The sequence below is a fragment of the Streptomyces sp. NPDC042638 genome, from assembly GCF_040647235.1.
Classification (GTDB): domain Bacteria; phylum Actinomycetota; class Actinomycetes; order Streptomycetales; family Streptomycetaceae; genus Streptomyces; species Streptomyces rameus.
In genome coordinates this window covers 331,682-346,596 of sequence record NZ_JBEZBT010000002.1, presented here as the reverse complement: position 1 = coordinate 346,596, position 14,915 = coordinate 331,682, and the positions used below count along the sequence as shown (strand labels likewise).

The 14,915-nt window shown below is 70.8% G+C and carries 14 protein-coding genes; 6 read left to right on the top strand and 8 right to left on the bottom strand.

Features of this window, described 5'->3' with window-relative positions:
- Positions 1-322: 322 nt before the first annotated feature.
- Entirely contained in the window at positions 323-973 is a 651-nt protein-coding gene (locus AB0B40_RS03210) for a DNA-3-methyladenine glycosylase (RefSeq protein WP_362262436.1), read from the bottom strand.
- Positions 974-1,073: 100 nt separating this feature from the next.
- On the opposite strand from AB0B40_RS03210, the gene AB0B40_RS03205 reads away from it, so the two are divergent.
- The 3 genes from AB0B40_RS03205 (at position 1,074) to AB0B40_RS03195 (ending at position 3,115) form a co-directional block, all read left to right on the top strand.
- A complete protein-coding gene (locus AB0B40_RS03205) occupies positions 1,074-1,856 on the top strand; it encodes a sporulation protein (RefSeq protein ID WP_345058600.1) in 783 nt (260 codons plus the stop codon).
- Between the two features lie 45 nt (positions 1,857-1,901).
- Positions 1,902-2,441 (top strand): YbhB/YbcL family Raf kinase inhibitor-like protein, encoded by a 540-nt coding sequence (locus tag AB0B40_RS03200; RefSeq protein ID WP_345058602.1) that lies wholly within the window; start codon positions 1,902-1,904, stop codon positions 2,439-2,441.
- 167 nt (positions 2,442-2,608) lie between these two features.
- A complete protein-coding gene (locus AB0B40_RS03195; RefSeq protein WP_345058604.1) occupies positions 2,609-3,115 on the top strand; it encodes an HNH endonuclease in 507 nt (168 codons plus the stop codon).
- Between the two features lie 135 nt (positions 3,116-3,250).
- Here AB0B40_RS03195 and AB0B40_RS03190 read toward each other — a convergent pair whose 3' ends face one another.
- From AB0B40_RS03190 to AB0B40_RS03180, 3 genes are all read right to left on the bottom strand, one after another.
- Positions 3,251-4,210, bottom strand: a complete 960-nt coding sequence (locus tag AB0B40_RS03190; RefSeq protein WP_345058606.1) for an SPFH domain-containing protein — start codon at positions 4,208-4,210, stop codon at positions 3,251-3,253.
- A 121-nt stretch (positions 4,211-4,331) separates the two neighbouring features.
- Positions 4,332-4,763, bottom strand: coding sequence for an NfeD family protein (locus AB0B40_RS03185; protein WP_345058608.1), 432 nt, complete (start codon positions 4,761-4,763; stop codon positions 4,332-4,334).
- A 61-nt stretch (positions 4,764-4,824) separates the two neighbouring features.
- A complete protein-coding gene (locus AB0B40_RS03180) occupies positions 4,825-5,622 on the bottom strand; it encodes an ABC transporter ATP-binding protein (protein WP_345058610.1) in 798 nt (265 codons plus the stop codon).
- A 154-nt stretch (positions 5,623-5,776) separates the two neighbouring features.
- On the opposite strand from AB0B40_RS03180, the gene AB0B40_RS03175 reads away from it, so the two are divergent.
- Positions 5,777-6,565, top strand: a complete 789-nt coding sequence (locus AB0B40_RS03175; protein WP_362262429.1) for a hypothetical protein — start codon at positions 5,777-5,779, stop codon at positions 6,563-6,565.
- A gap of 265 nt (positions 6,566-6,830) precedes the next feature.
- On the opposite strand, the gene AB0B40_RS03170 is transcribed toward AB0B40_RS03175, so the two are convergent.
- From AB0B40_RS03170 to AB0B40_RS03160, 3 genes are all read right to left on the bottom strand, one after another.
- Positions 6,831-7,076, bottom strand: coding sequence for a chaplin (locus AB0B40_RS03170; RefSeq protein ID WP_345058614.1), 246 nt, complete (start codon positions 7,074-7,076; stop codon positions 6,831-6,833).
- 169 nt (positions 7,077-7,245) lie between these two features.
- Positions 7,246-7,887: a response regulator transcription factor gene (locus tag AB0B40_RS03165; RefSeq protein ID WP_345058616.1), complete on the bottom strand. Its 642-nt coding sequence runs from the start codon at positions 7,885-7,887 to the stop codon at positions 7,246-7,248.
- Positions 7,880-9,049, bottom strand: a complete 1,170-nt coding sequence (locus AB0B40_RS03160; RefSeq protein ID WP_362262425.1) for a GAF domain-containing sensor histidine kinase — start codon at positions 9,047-9,049, stop codon at positions 7,880-7,882. The genes AB0B40_RS03165 and AB0B40_RS03160 overlap by 8 nt, the downstream gene beginning before the upstream one ends.
- 713 nt (positions 9,050-9,762) lie before the next feature.
- On the opposite strand from AB0B40_RS03160, the gene AB0B40_RS03155 reads away from it, so the two are divergent.
- On the top strand, positions 9,763-10,485 hold the full coding sequence (locus tag AB0B40_RS03155) for a transglycosylase SLT domain-containing protein (protein ID WP_345058620.1): 723 nt from the start codon (positions 9,763-9,765) through the stop codon (positions 10,483-10,485).
- A gap of 94 nt (positions 10,486-10,579) precedes the next feature.
- Here the strand turns inward: AB0B40_RS03155 and AB0B40_RS03150 are convergent, their stop codons facing one another.
- Positions 10,580-13,174 carry an FHA domain-containing protein gene (locus AB0B40_RS03150; RefSeq protein WP_345058623.1) on the bottom strand — a complete coding sequence of 865 codons (2,595 nt, stop codon included), beginning with the start codon at positions 13,172-13,174 and terminating at the stop codon, positions 10,580-10,582.
- A gap of 241 nt (positions 13,175-13,415) precedes the next feature.
- Here AB0B40_RS03150 and AB0B40_RS03145 point away from each other — a divergent pair.
- Positions 13,416-14,915, top strand: a 1,500-nt coding sequence (locus AB0B40_RS03145; RefSeq protein WP_362262420.1) for a streptophobe family protein, incomplete at its 3' end; no start/stop codon positions are given.

Here is a 14,915-nt window from a genome sequence, read left to right as displayed (position 1 = left end):
CTTTCCAGGTCTTCGCTTTCGCGTTTCCCTTTCCGGCGGTTCCGACTTTATCAGATCCTTTCGGCGTCCGATTCCCGGTCGGCGGGATTGTCTCGGGGTTTTCGGCTTTCGCCGTCCGCCCTTTCGACGTCCACTACGTTAGCCGATTCCCTCCGCGACTCATAATCGAGTCTCGCGGGTTCGAATTCAGGCACGCGGGCGCGCCGGAATCGACCCCGACGAAGGGGTTGGAGCTGGTGAGTGGTTTGGCCGCTCCGGCTGCAGGCGATCGCCGTACCCGGTTCAGCGGCTCGGGATACATTACGCACCTTGGCGGGCCGAGTCAACTTCGGCGGCGCCTCGGCACATGGGCCCGATAGGGGCTGACGGTCGGGTCGTTGGCGACCCAGTAGCGCCACGGGTGGAGGTCGCCGTTCCCGCCCTCGCCGGCGACACCGGTGCGGGGACCGCTGCGTACCTGGTCGGAAGGGATCGGCGTGCCCGTCAGCATCCTCAGTGGTGTCTCGTCGGAAGTGCACGCGTCCGTACCGTCCAGCGCCCGGTCGACCTCCAGCGCCGTGGCGAGCCGCGCCGGCCCCTTGGCCAGTTCCTTGTCGTTGCGGGCCGAAACCCGTCGCTTGCGGGCCAGCTCGGCGCCCTCCACCACCTCGCCCGCGCGGAGCAGGACGGCGCTCGCCCGGCCCTCGGGTCCGCAGACCAGGTTCATGCAGTGCCACATGCCGTAGGTGAAGTAGACGTACACGTGTCCGGGCGGACCGAACATCACCGCGTTGCGCGCGGTGCGGCCGCGGTAGGCGTGCGAGCCCGGATCGGTCGGGCCGTCGTACGCCTCGACCTCCGTGAGGCGCAGGGCGATCGGGCCGTCGGGGGTCGTCCGCACCAGGATGCGGCCGAGGAGGTCGGGCGCGACCTCCAGGACCGGGCGGTCGAAGAAGGTGCGGGGCAGTGGCGTACGGTCCGGGGGCGCGATCATGCCCTCCGAGGGTAGTGCAGACGAGGTGCCGCGCCGGCGGAACCGGTGGCGGGCGGATCGCGTTTGTACGGGTCGAGGGTTCATTCGTAAAGGGAGTGCCATGGCGTTCAAGAAGCTGCTCGCGAGCCTGGGTGCCGGAGGGGCGTCGGTCGAGACGGTGCTGACCGAGGTCAACGTCGTACCGGGCGGTGTCGTCCAGGGTGAGGTGCGGATCCAGGGCGGGTCCGTGGACCAGGCCATCGAGGGGCTGTCCGTCGGTCTGCAGGCCAAGGTCGAGGTGGAGAGCGGCGACCAGGAGTACAAGCAGGACATCGAGTTCACCAAGGTGCGTCTCGGTGGTGCCTTCGAGCTGCGGGCGGGTGCCGTGCACGCGGTGCCGTTCGGGCTGGAGATCCCCTGGGAGACGCCGGTCACCATGATCGACGGTCAGGCGCTGCGGGGCATGAACATCGGCGTGACCACCGAACTGGCGATCGCGCGGGCCGTGGACTCCGGCGACCTGGACCCGATCAACGTGCACCCGCTGCCGGCGCAGAAGGCGATCCTGGACGCCTTCATCCAGCTGGGCTTCCGCTTCAAGAACGCGGACATGGAGCGCGGTCACATCCGGGGTACGCGGCAGACGCTGCCGTTCTACCAGGAGATCGAGTTCTTCCCGCCGGCACAGTACCGGGGCCTGAACCAGGTCGAGCTGAGCTTCGTGGCCGACGAGCACGCGATGGACGTCGTGCTGGAGATGGACAAGAAGCCGGGACTGTTCAGCGAGGGATCGGACACCTACCGCTCCTTCCAGGTGGGTCTGAACGACTGGCAGGGGACCGACTGGGCTGCTTACCTCAACCAGTGGCTGTCCGAGGTCGGCAGCAAGCGCAACTGGTTCTAGGCTCGGGAACTGCTGGTTCCAGATCATCGATCAGGAGGTACCGAGGTGACCGAGCCCAAGCGGCGGCCGCTCCCCCACGATTTCCATCCGCCCGTGCCGTCGTTCACGGTGACGAGCGAGGACATCGAGGAGGGCGCGACGCTCAAGAGCGCCCAGGTCCAGGCGGAGGGCAACACCTCGCCGCAGCTGCGCTGGGAAGGCTTCCCGGCGGAGACCAAGAGCTTCGCCGTGACCTGCTACGACCCCGACGCGCCGACCGGCAGCGGATTCTGGCACTGGGTCCTGTTCGACATCCCGGCCTCCGTGACGGAACTGCCGGCGGGTGCGGGCGGCGGAAAGTTCGAGGGGCTGCCCGCGGGCGCCGTACATGTGCGGAACGACTACGGGACGAAGGACTTCGGTGGTGCCGCGCCGCCCCCCGGGGACGGCCCGCACCGGTACGTCTTCACGGTGTACGCCGTGGACCAGGAGAAGCTGGGCCCGGACGCGGACGTCTCTCCGGCCGTCGTCGGCTTCAACCTCCGGTTCCACACGATCGCGCGTGCCCAGCTGATCGGTGAGTACGAGAACCCCGCGCAGGGCTGACCGCACCGCCGCGATTCACCCGAGCGTTCATGGAACGTTTGCCCGCCTCCGGTCTTGGAAGTGATCGGAGGCGGGCATTTTTTATTGCGTTGTCCATCTCGGCGCGCCCGTCCAGAGTTGATCCCAGCCCGCCGGGGGTGGGCAGGTGCACACGGGAGGTGGGCTGGATGCGTGACACGTTGGTCCTGAACGCGAGCTTCGAACCGTTGTCGACGGTGACTCTGAACCGGGCCGTGGTCCTGGTGCTGCAGGACAAGGCCGTGGTAGAGCAGGCCCACCCCGAGCTGCGTATGCGCGGTGCCGACGTGGACATACCCGCGCCCCGGGTGATCAGGCTGTGCCGGTACGTACGGGTGCCGTTCCGAAGACAAGCCCCGTGGTCGCGCCGGGGGGTGCTGGTGCGGGACCGGCACCGGTGCGCGTACTGCGGGCGCCGGGCGACGACCGTGGACCATGTCGTTCCGCGGTCGCGGGGCGGGCAGGACACGTGGCTGAACACGGTGGCCGCGTGCGCGGAGGACAATCACCGCAAGGCCAACCGGACGCCGGTGGAGGCGGGTATGGCTCTGCTCCGGGACCCCTTCGAGCCGACGCCGGCCGATGCGATGCTGCTCGCGCTGGGGCAGGACGATCTCACGTCGCTGCCCGACTGGCTGGCCGGGGAAGCCGCCTGACCTTTCGCCGTGGCGCGGGGGTGTCGCGGTCGTCGGCCACGTGTTGTGTCCGATCGACGCCGGACCCGCGCCCCCGAGGGGCGCGGGTCCGGCGTCGCCGGGAACCGTCAGTCGATGACCGTCAGTCGATGACCGTCAGTCGATGTTCGGCTTCTCGCGGCGCTCCGTGCCCCCGGAACCCCCGTTGCCCGAGGATCCGCTGTTGCCCGAACCGCCGCCGAAAGGCCCGAAGTTGCCCACCGCTCCGGAGAGGCCCTTGAGGGCGTCGCCGATTTCGCTGGGGACGATCCAGAGTTTGTTGGCGTCCCCCTCGGCGATCTTGGGAAGCATCTGGAGGTACTGGTAGGAGAGCAGCTTCTGGTCCGGGTCGCCGGCATGGATGGCCTCGAAGACCGTACGGACGGCCTGGGCCTCGCCCTCGGCGCGCAGGGCGGCTGCCTTGGCCTCGCCTTCGGCGCGCAGGATCTGCGACTGCTTCTCGCCCTCGGCGCGCAGGATCTCGGACTGCCGGACACCTTCGGCCTGGAGGATCGCGGCCCGCTTGTCCCGGTCGGCGCGCATCTGCTTCTCCATCGAGTCCTGGATGGAGGTGGGCGGCTCGATCGCCTTCAGCTCGACGCGGTTGACGCGGATGCCCCACTTTCCGGTGGCCTCGTCCAGGACGCCGCGCAGGGCCGCGTTGATCTCCTCGCGGGAGGTCAGCGTCCGTTCGAGGTCCATGCCGCCGATGATGTTGCGCAGGGTGGTGACCGTCAGCTGCTCGATCGCCTGGATGTAGCTGGCGACCTCATAGGTGGCGGCCCGGGCGTCGGTGACCTGGTAGTAGATGACCGTGTCGATGTTCACGACCAGGTTGTCCTGGGTGATCACCGGCTGCGGCGGGAACGGGACGACCTGTTCGCGCAGGTCGATGCGGTTGCGGATGGTGTCGATGAACGGGACCACGATGTTGAGGCCCGCGTTCAGGGTCCGCGTGTAGCGGCCGAAGCGCTCGACGATGGCAGCGCTGGCCTGTGGGATGACTTGGATCGTCTTGATCAGGGCGATGAAGACCAACACCACCAGGATGATCAGGACGATGATGACCGGTTCCATCGTCGTTCCCCGTACCCTTCTCCGCCTCGGCGCCTTCGGCAGATCTCATGACTGTTGAAGATCTTGCTGGTCGAGTCTGACAGACCGTCGGGCAGCTCGTGGCCCTTCTCGGCGGTTTGTCTCAGAGGACGATCGCGGTGGCTCCTTCGATGTCCACGACGTCCACCTCCTGGCCCGCTTCGTAGGCGCGGCCGGTGTCGAGGGCGCGGGCCGACCAGACCTCTCCGGCGAGCTTGATACGGCCGCCGGATGCGTCGACGCGTTCCAGTACGACGGCTTGTCTGCCCTTCAACGCCTCGATCCCCGTGGCCAGTTGGGGGCGCTGTCTGCCGTGGCGGGCCGCGATGGGCCGGACGACGGCGATGAGTGCGACGGAGACGACGACGAACGCGAGGACCTGGATCACCGCGTCGAGGCCGAGGGCGGAGACGATCGCCGCCGCCACGGCGCCCACCGCGAGCATGCCGAACTCCGGCATCGCGGTGACCACGAGCGGGATTCCGAGCGCCGCCGCGCCGACGAGCCACCACACCCATGCGTCGATGTTGTTCACGTGGTCATGGTAGGACCGCGGGTCGGGCGGCGGACAGGGCGCGAAGGGGGGAGCGGCGGGGTCAGGCGAGGGGCAGGCCCTGGGCGGTCCAGCGTTCGCCGACCTGCTCCACGACGAGCGGGAGGCCGAAGCAGAGGGAGAGGTTGCGGGAGCTGAGTTCCAGCTCGATGGGGCCGGCGGCGAGGACCTTGCCCTGCCGGATCATGAGGACGTGGGTGAAGCCGGGGGCGATCTCCTCGACGTGGTGCGTGACCATGATCATCGAGGGGGCGATGGGGTCACGGGCGAGCCGGCCGAGGCGGCGGACCAGGTCCTCACGGCCGCCGAGGTCGAGTCCGGCGGCGGGCTCGTCGAGCAGGAGCAGCTCGGGGTCGGTCATCAGCGCGCGGGCGATCAGGGTGCGCTTGCGCTCGCCCTCGGAGAGCGTGCCGAACCTGCGGTCGAGGTAGTCGGTCATGCCGAGGCGGTCGAGGAAGGCGCGGGCGCGCTGCTCGTCGACGGCCTCGTACTCCTCCTGCCAGCCGGCGGTCATGCCGTAGGCGGCGGTGAGCACGGTCTGCAGGACGGTCTGGCGCTTGGGGAGCTTCTCCGCCATGGCGATGCCGGCCATGCCGATGCGGGGGCGCAGCTCGAAGACGTCGGTGCCGGGCTTGCCGAGGGTCTCGCCGAGGATGGTGGCGGTGCCCTTGCTGGGGTAGAGGTAGCTGGAGGCGATGTTGAGGAGAGTGGTCTTGCCGGCGCCGTTGGGGCCGAGGATGACCCAGCGCTCCCCCTCCTTCACCGACCAGGAGACCTGGTCCACCAGAGCCCGGCCCTCGCGGACCACGGATACGTCCTGAAGCTCCAGAACATCGCTCATGAGCGCGTTGTCTCCCCTTGCTGCTGTGTGGCCGGTCTCGGCTGTCGCGTACGCCTGTGGCTCGGGTCCGCCGCGCCTGTGGGCGCAGCCCTTATGAAATCTACGCCACGAGCGCCCCGCACCATTCCATCGGTCCGGTCCTTAGGGTGGGGGCATGCTCTCGGAACCGCGTTCAGGACGCCTTGCCGCTTGGGGAAATGCCCTTTTGGCAGGACTTGTCTCTCCGGACGACGCTGTGCTCGCCATCGTGGGCGAGGACACGGTGCACCGGGTGGAGGGGCTGCCCGGAGAGTCCGCGCCGGTCGGGCTGACACTCGCGCTGGGGCGGCTGCGCACGCTGGGGGTGACCGGGCTGCGGGTGGCGCTGCCCGCCCCGGGGCATCCGCTGGGGCTGAGCGGTCCGCCGGAGTTCAACGCGCGGGCGCTGGAGGCCGAGGAGGCGGCGGTCTGTCACGGCGCCCCGTTCGGACTGGTGCCTCGGCTGTACGAGGCCGGGCCCGAGGGCGATGTGCACGCCGAGGTGGTCTGGCAGGTACTGCCGGTGCGGGAGGCTCCGCCGGCCGACGTTCCCTCGCTGGGCGAGGCCGAGCGGGAGCTGGCGGAGGCGCTGCGGGAGGCGACCGAGGTGCTGTCGAAGCTGGACGTCGCCGGGTCGGGGCCGGTGGCGGAGGCGGCGATCGACGCGTACCGGGCGCGTGCCGAGCGGGGGCGGGAGGTGCTGGCACCGGGGTATCCGCCGCGTGCGGTACGGGTGTTGGAGCTGGCGCAGCGGGTGGGGCTGCTGGTGTCGCTGGCGTACGGCCACGGGCACGGGGGCGCGGTGAGCGCCTCGGAGATGGCGGCGCGGGGGGCGGCGCTGCGGCCGGTGGAGCGGACGGCCCGGCGGGCGCAGGTGGCGGCGTACAACGCGTTCGTGGAGCAGCGGGAGCGGGGGGCGCGGTAGGCCCCCGGGGCCCGGTGTCCGTACGGACGGCTTGCCCGGGGGCGCTTCCCCAGGCCGCTGTCGCGGCCTTCTGGGCGATGTGCGTGGGACGGGGTTCCTCCTGCGTGTGCGTGTCCGGCCCGGCCGTGGGTCGTGCGCTGATCAACGCGGAAGCCCCCGGCGGGGTACGACGGCGTGGCCCCGGTGCCCGTTCGGGCCGGTCGGACGACAACCCGACCGGCCCCCCGGGTGGGTCCGGGGGGCCTGGGCCGTCGTCGGCCGGACCTCAGTGGTTGAGGCCGAGGTTGCCGAATACCGGGTTCAGGACGCCGATGACGCTCACGCTGTTGCCGACGGCGTTCACCGGGACGTGCACCGGGGCCTGGACGACGTTGCCCGAGCCGACTCCCGGGGAGCCGTGGGCGGCGCCGGCGGCGTCGGCTCCGCCGTGGGCGCAGGCCATGCCCGCACCGGCGGCCACCAGACCACCGGCCACCATCGTCACGGCCGCTGCCTTCTTCAGGTTCTTCACTGTCAACCCCTCCTGGACGTTCAGCGCGGCGATCGCCGCGGCACGCACTGGAGAACGGCGGAGATCACCGGAGGGTGCGCCATCCGGGTGACATTCCCACGACGGTATGAATCTCAGCCTGGGCCGTGACCCTCCGTGTTGTCGTGCGTGAGGCGTTGGTCAGGGCGTTTCAGCCGGCCACCCCGTGACGTACGGCCCACAGCGCGGCCTGGGTGCGGTCGGCCAGGTCGAGTTTCATCAGGATGTTGGAGACATGCGTCTTGACGGTCTTCTCAGACAGGACGAGGGCTCGGGCTATCTCGCGGTTGGACCGGCCGTCCGCGATCAGGCCGAGCACCTCGCGCTCCCGCTCGGTGAGCGAACTCCCTCTGCCCTGACCGCTGTTCGACATCTCCTGGGACAGCAGGGCGTCGGCGACCTCGGGTTGGAGCAGGATGTGTCCGGCGTGGACGGAACGGATGGCGCCGGCGAGGGCGTCGGGGTCCACGTCCTTGTAGACGTACCCGGCGGCGCCGGCGCGCAGGGCCGGGACCACCGTGCGCTGTTCGGTGAAGCTCGTGACGATCAACACGCGTGCGGGGTTGCCGATTTCGTGGAGTCTGCGCAGCGCGCCGATGCCGTCCAGGCCCGGCATCTTGACGTCCATGAGGATGATGTCGGGCCGCAGTTCCTCCGCGCGGTCGACTCCCTCGGCGCCGTCGGCGGCCTCGCCGACGACCTCGATGTCGTCCTGTACCTCCAGGAAGGTGCGCAGGCCCCGGCGGACGACCTGGTGGTCGTCGACCAGCAGCACCTTGATCGGTTCAGCCACCGGGAACCTCCATCTCGATCGTGGTGCCCTTGCCGGGCGCCGATTCCACGGTCAGCGAGCCGCCGACCCCGCCGGCCCGGTCCCGCATCGAGACCAGGCCGAGGTGGCGTCCGGCGCGGTGGACCGCCGTGGGCTCGAAGCCGCTGCCGTCGTCGGTGACGCGCAGGACGGCGCCGCTGCCGCGCCGCTCCACGCTGACGTCGACGTGGGCGGCCCCGGAGTGGCGCAGGGCGTTGTGCAGGGCCTCCTGGGCGACCCTGAGCAGTGCCTCCTCCTGGGACGCGGGCAGGGCGCGGAAGCCGTTGCTCGCGAAGGTCACACGAGCGGAGTGGGCGCGGTCGAGGACCTGTATCTGGGTGCGCAGGGTGGCGAGCAGGCCGTCCTCGTCCAGCGCGGCGGGCCGCAGCTCGACGACGGCCGCGCGCAGTTCGTCGGCGGCCTCGGCGGCGAGGGAGGCCACCTGGTGCAGTTCGCCCTTGGCGCGGGCGGGGTCGCGGTCCACGAGCGCGGCTGCCGCCTGGGCGGTCAGGCGCAGGGAGAACAGCTTCTGGCTGACCGCGTCGTGCAGTTCGTGGGCGAGGCGGGAGCGTTCCTCGGCGATGGTCAGCTCGCGGCTGCGTTCGTAGAGGCGGGCGTTGGTGAGGGCGATGGCGGCGTGCTGGGCGAGGATGGCGAGCAGTTCCTCGTCCTCCTCGGTGAAGCCACAGCCGCCCTCCCGCTGCGGGCACGCGGGGTGTCCGCCCGCGGGTCGCAGCTTGTTGGCGAGGAAGAGGGCGCCGATGACCTCGTCCCCGTCGCGGATGGGCAGGCCCAGGAAGTCGGCCAGGTCGGGGTGGGCGTCCGGCCAGCCCTCGAAGCGGGGGTCCTTGCGCACGTCGGCGAGGCGCTCGGGCTTCGCCTCGTGCAGCATCGCGGCGAGGATGCCGTGCTGGCGCGGGAGCGGGCCGATCGCGCGCCACTGCTCGTCGCTGATGCCGTCCACGACGAACTGGGCGAAGCCGCCGTGATCGTCGGGGACGCCGAGGGCGGCGTACTGCGCGTCGAGCAGCTCGCGGGCGGAGGCGACGATCGTCTTGAGGACGTCGCGCACCTCCAGATGCCTGCTCATGGCCAGCAGCGCGGAACTCACCGCGGCGAGGCCGGACCGGGGGCCTTCACTCATGTCCTCACGGTACCGGCGGGGTGTGACAGTGCGGATCGGCCTCGTGACGGCGGGGCCGGTCCGCTGGACGTAGGGCCTTCGGCGTAGGCCCCGGACCGGGATGAGGGGCGTACGCCGAAGGGTCCTGGCGCCGCGCCGCCCACGTCCGGCGCGGCCCGGACGGCGCCGTTCCTACGATGCGCTGACGGCCGGGGCCGAGGCGGGGGCCGCCCTCGGCCAGCTCGTCGCGGCCGCAGGCAAGCCCGCACGCGCGCGTGTGGTCGACGAGGTGCTCGCCACCCCACGCCCTGAGCCCCGGCTGCTCCACGCCGAGGCGCTGGGCAGCTCTACCTGTGGCACGAGTTCGGCGGCGTCCCTCTCATCCTCCCGGAGGAGCTTGCTCACCCAGAGCGTTGCAGTGGCAACTCTTGGTGAGACGAGGTCGGTGCCCCATGTGAGCCCGCACATAGGGCCCACATCACGTACGAAAGGGCATAGGAGATAAACCCATCCGCATGAACGGGATAGACGGTCCTGTCTGTCCCGTTTTGCCCTTCCCTGATCCACTACCCGGGATCGTACGTCACACCGTTGCCCGGACATTTTGCGCCCGCTAAGAATTGCTTCCGTCGCTCAGCGCCGCGGGTTCCCGCCGCGGCGTTCGTGTGGGAGGAGCCGATTCCCCCGGCGGACGCAGGAGCGACCTCCGCGCTACTCGAAGAGGTCCATGAGCCATGCCCAAGAACATCCTCGACCGTGCTCTTAGTCGTACGCTGACCAAGCACCACAAGATCGCCGTCGCCGGCGTCGCCGCACTCGGTACCGCCGCCCTCGCCTTCTCGGCCGCCCCCGGCAACGCCGACTCCGTCGTCGCCGGTGCCCCGGCCGCCACGACCGCTCAGGTCGCCTCCAGCACGGTCCTGAAGAACGTCAAGGGCACGGTCACCGACCAGCTCGCCGGCGAGAACGTCAAGCTCGACTCCTTCGCCGCGCAGAAGAAGGCCGCCGACGCCGCCGCGCAGAAGAAGGCGGACGAGGCAGCCGCCAAGAAGGCCGCGCAGCAGCACGCCGTCCAGCAGGCCGCCACCCGCTCCACGCAGCGTCTGGAGATGCAGCCGGTCGCCGCGAAGACGTACGCCAACAACCTCGACGGCTGGATCCGGCAGGCCCTGGGCATCATGAAGACCAAGGGCATCCCGGGCAGCTACAACGGCCTGCACAAGAACATCATGCGCGAGTCCTCCGGCAACCCCCTGGCCATCAACAACTGGGACGTCAACGCCGTCAACGGCATCCCGTCCAAGGGCCTGCTCCAGGTCATCCCGCCGACCTTCACCGCGTACCACGTCCCGGGCACGTCCTGGAACATCTACGACCCGGTCGCCAACATCACCGCCGCCGCCAACTACGCGGCCGACAAGTACGGCTCGATCGACAACGTCAACAGCGCGTACTGAGGCCTGGCGCGGGACCTCGACGACGTAGCGACGTGACGCCGAAGGGCGGCACCCCCACAGCGGGGTGCCGCCCTTCGGCGTCGTACGGGGACGGCTACTTGCGCATGACCTCCGGCTCATGGCGGCGCAGGAAGCGCGCCACGAGGAAGCCGCAGACCACACCGAGCGCGATCAGCGCGACCATGTCCAGGCCCCAGGCCGAGGCCGTGTGGTCCCACAGCGGGTCCGTGCTGGTCGGGTCGTCGGTGTTCGGGGCGATGTTGTTGAAGTCCAGCGTGGTGCCGGCCGCGGCGACCGCCCAGCGCGACGGCATCAGGTACGAGAACTCGTTGACGCCGAGCGTGCCGTGCAGGGTGAAGAGGCAGCCGGTGAAGACGACCTGGATGATCGCGAACATCACGAGCAGCGGCATGGTCTTCTCGGCGGTCTTCACCAACGAGGAGATCACCAGGCCGAACATCATCGAGGTGAAGCCGAGCGCCATGATCGGCAGGCACAGCTCGAACAGCGTCGAGCCGCCGAGGACGAGTCCCTCCTTCGGGATCTCCCGGCTGGCGAACCCGATCACGCCGACCATCAGGCCCTGCAGCACCGTGACGGCGCCGAGCACGACCACCTTCGACATCAGGTACGCCGAGCGGGACAGGCCGGTCGCGCGCTCCCGTTCGTAGATCACCCGTTCCTTGATCAGCTCACGGACCGAGTTCGCGGCGCCCGCGAAGCACGCGCCGACGGCGAGGATCAGCAGGACGGTGGTGGCCGTGCCGTTCGGGACGGGCACGCCGTTCTTGCCGGGATGGTTCACCAGCAGGCCGCGGTTGTGGTCGATCAGCAGGCTGACCGCGCCGAGGACCGCGGGCAGGATCACCGTCAGCGCCAGGAAGCCCTTGTCGGATGCGATGACCGACACATAGCGCCGGACGAGGGTCATCAGCTGCGAGCCCCAGCTCTGCGGCTTGGGCGGCTTCATCGCCTGCGGCACCGGCGCGGGTACGGACTGCGGGGCGATCGCGTCGATCTCGGCGGCGTACATCTGGTAGTGCTGCGAGCCCTTCCAGCGGCCCGCCCAGTCGTAGTCGCGGTAGTTCTCGAAGGCGGAGAAGACGTCGGCCCAGCTGTCGTAGCCGAAGAAGTTCAGCGCTTCCTCCGGCGGGCCGAAGTAGGCGACCGCGCCGCCCGGAGCCATCACCAGCAACTTGTCGCACAGCGCCAGCTCGGCCACCGAGTGGGTGACGACGAGGACCGTGCGGCCGTCGTCGGCGAGGCCGCGCAGCAGCTGCATGACATCGCGGTCCATGCCCGGGTCGAGACCCGAGGTCGGCTCGTCCAGGAAGATCAGCGACGGCTTGGTGAGCAGCTCCAGGGCCACCGACACCCGCTTGCGCTGACCGCCGGAGAGCGAGGTGACCTTCTTGTCCTTGTGGATGTCGAGCTTCAGCTCGCGCAGCACCTCGTCGATGCGGGCGTCGCGCTCCTGCCCCGTGGTGTCGGCCGGGAAGCGCAGCTTGGCCGCGTACTTCAGGGCCTTCTTGACGGTCAGCTCCTTGTGCAGGATGTCGTCCTGCGGAACCAGACCGATGCGCTGGCGCAGCTCGGCGAACTGCTTGTACAGGTTCCGGTTGTCGTACAGCACATCGCCCTGGTTGGCGGGCCGGTATCCGGTGAGCGCCTTGAGCAGGGTCGACTTGCCGGAGCCGGACGGGCCGATCACGGCGATCAGCGACTTCTCGGGGACGCCGAAGGAGACGTCCTTGAGGATCTGCTTGCCGCCGTCGACCGTGACGGTCAGGTGGCGGGCCGAGAAGGAGACCTCACCGGTGTCGACGAACTCCTCGAGGCGGTCGCCGACGATCCGGAACGTGGAGTGGCCGACGCCGACGATGTCGCTCGGGCCGAGCAGCGCCGAGCCGCCCTTCGCGATCGGCTGGCCGTTGACGTAGGTGCCGTTGTGCGAGCCGAGGTCACGGATCTCGAAGCGGCCGTCGGGCGTGGCGTGGAACTCGGCGTGGTTCCGGGAGACCTGGAGGTCGGAGACGACCAGATCGTTCTCCAGGGCACGGCCGATGCGCATCACGCGGCCGAGCGCGAACTGGTGGAACGTGGTCGGACTGCGGTCGCCGTGGACCGGCGGCGCCCCCGCGCCACCACCGGGCGTCTTCTGCACGTACTGGTCGGCGGGGCCGGCCTGCTGCTGCGGGAACGCGGGCGGCTGCTGCCGTCCCGTCCGGTCCGGCTGCTGGTGCGCCGGGGCCTGGTGGGGTACGGCGTGCTGCTGCGCGGACGACTGCTGTGCCGGTGCCTGCTGCGGGGCGGCGTGCTGGGCCCAGCCGGGTGCGCCGGCGCCCTGGGCCGCGTACGGTGCCGACCGCTGCTGGTCCGGGCCGCCGACCGGTGCCGCGGCGCCCGACAGATCCAGCCGCGGTCCGTCGGTCGCGTTGCCCAGATGCAGCGACGAGCCGGGTCCGATCTCCAGACGCTGGATCCGCTGCCCCCGCACGAACGTGCCGTTGGTGCTGCCGTGGTCCTCGATGACCCAACTGCGGCCGTCGAAGCTGACCGTGGCGTGTCGCCAGGAGACCCTGGCGTCGTCGAAGACGATGTCACCCTGCGGATCGCGGCCGAGGGTGTAGGGCCTGGACGGGTCGAGCGTCCAGGTCCGTCCGTTTGATTGCAGTACGAGTTCCGGCACTCCATGCCCCACTGAGTTGTCCCCCGAAATACCCCCGTCGCGGGGAGTCTAGGGATGTCGAACATCGTGGGGAACTATTTCAGGCTCGGCCCCCTGACCGAAACCCGGGCCTTGCCAGGGACTGCCGCACGCGCTCCAACTCGCCCCGCCGGCGGGGTTGAAACCGGGCCGGAAAGTGGTAATCCCCCCGAGGGGGACAAGCGCGGCCATCGGTGCCGCGCCGTGGATCGGGGGGTCTGCGATGAGTGCTGTCAGGGGCGTCGAGACCACGCGGCACCGTGCGCCGCTGCCCTGGGGGAACATCCTGTTGTCCGCCATCGCCGCCGTGAGCTGGGCGTTGACCGGTATGGCGGGCACGGCCGCGCTCGGTCTGCACCTGCTCCGGGCGGACGCCGCGGGATCGCTCGGCCCCATGACGGCGGCCGTTGTGACGCTCGGGGCGGGTGGTTCGGTCTCTCCGGCAGGCGATGTGTCCGCTTTCGGACTGAAAGGCGCCGAGGCCCACACCGCCGTCGAGATCACGCCACTCGGGGTGAGCCTGGTCGGGGCCCTGCTCCTGTCCTGGTTCTTCCTACGGTCCTTGCGCGCGGCGGGAGTTGTAGTGGCGCCGCGTGAACTCCTCGCCCGCGCGGGCTCGGTGACCGTGCTCTTCATGGCGGTGCTCGGCGGGCTCGCCCGGGCCGGCCACGACGTCATCACCTTCGACGGCGGCTCGCTCGGCCTCGACGGCCTGCCGGGCGGGGACGGCGCGGGAGGCGGCGCGGGAGGCGGCGGACTGAGCGTTCCGGGGCTCGGTGCCGTGAGCGGACTGCTGCCCGACCGGATCGGCGACCTGATCCACGCCAAGGCGGCCGTCGGTTTCACCGTGGACACCTCTGCCACGCTCCTCGGCGGCCTCGGCTGGTGCGTCGGGGTCCTGGCCATCACGCTGCTCGCCGCCCGGCGCGCTCCCCTGCCGCCCGGCTGGGGGGCCGTGCACCGGGTGGTCCGGCCGGCGGCCTCGGCGCTCGTCACCGTCCTGCTGGTGGCCGTTGCGGCGGGACTCGCGGCGGCGGCCTACGCGGCGATCGGCGACGACCATCCGCGGCGGATCGCCGGCGCGGCGTTGCTCGGCGCTCCGAACGGGGTCTGGCTCGGCGTGCCGCTCGGCCTGTTCGTCCCCTGGGACGGCAGCGCCACGGGCGCCCTCGGCACCGTGCTCCCGCACCCGCTGGACCAGCTCCTCGACGGGCGGCCCGACCAGCCCGTGACGGTGGGCGGACTGGCCGAGCTGGACGGGCGGGTGTGGCTGCTGGCGGTGGCCGCGGCGCTGATGATCCTGCTGGGCGGGGTACTGACGGCGGTCCGCACCCCGGTGCTGCGGCCCACCGACAGCGCCCTCGGCTTCACCGGCCGGTGCGCGCTGCGGCTGGGTGTGGCCACCGCGCTCACCCTCCCGCTCCTCGCCCGGCTGACGGACGTCTCCGTGAACGCCTCCCTGTCCGTCCTCGGCTTCGACGCCTTCGGCGCGGGCCTGGACCTGCACGGCCGGGTCGGCACGGCTCTGCTCCTCGGCGCCGCCTGGGGCACGGGCGCCGGCGCCGCGGGCGCCCTGCTGGCCTGGACGAGCGGGGCGGCGGGCACGAGGGCGGCACGCGCGGCGAGCATGGGCACGGCCGCGGGCGGCCGACCGGCGGGGACGCGGACGCCGGGGCGGGACGAGGCGGCGGGCGGCTGGCCGACGGGGGCGCAGGCACCGGGG

Bases quoted from the DNA above. Each gene is read 5' to 3' on its own strand.
- AB0B40_RS03210 (WP_362262436.1), bottom strand. From the start codon at position 973: ATGATCGCGCCCCCGGACCGTACGCCACTGCCCCGCACCTTCTTCGAC.
- AB0B40_RS03205 (WP_345058600.1), top strand. From the start codon at position 1,074: ATGGCGTTCAAGAAGCTGCTCGCGAGCCTGGGTGCCGGAGGGGCGTCG.
- AB0B40_RS03195 (WP_345058604.1), top strand. From the start codon at position 2,609: ATGCGTGACACGTTGGTCCTGAACGCGAGCTTCGAACCGTTGTCGACG.
- AB0B40_RS03190 (WP_345058606.1), bottom strand. From the start codon at position 4,210: ATGGAACCGGTCATCATCGTCCTGATCATCCTGGTGGTGTTGGTCTTC.
- AB0B40_RS03180 (WP_345058610.1), bottom strand. From the start codon at position 5,622: ATGAGCGATGTTCTGGAGCTTCAGGACGTATCCGTGGTCCGCGAGGGC.
- AB0B40_RS03175 (WP_362262429.1), top strand. From the start codon at position 5,777: ATGCTCTCGGAACCGCGTTCAGGACGCCTTGCCGCTTGGGGAAATGCC.
- AB0B40_RS03160 (WP_362262425.1), bottom strand. From the start codon at position 9,049: ATGAGTGAAGGCCCCCGGTCCGGCCTCGCCGCGGTGAGTTCCGCGCTG.
- AB0B40_RS03155 (WP_345058620.1), top strand. From the start codon at position 9,763: ATGCCCAAGAACATCCTCGACCGTGCTCTTAGTCGTACGCTGACCAAG.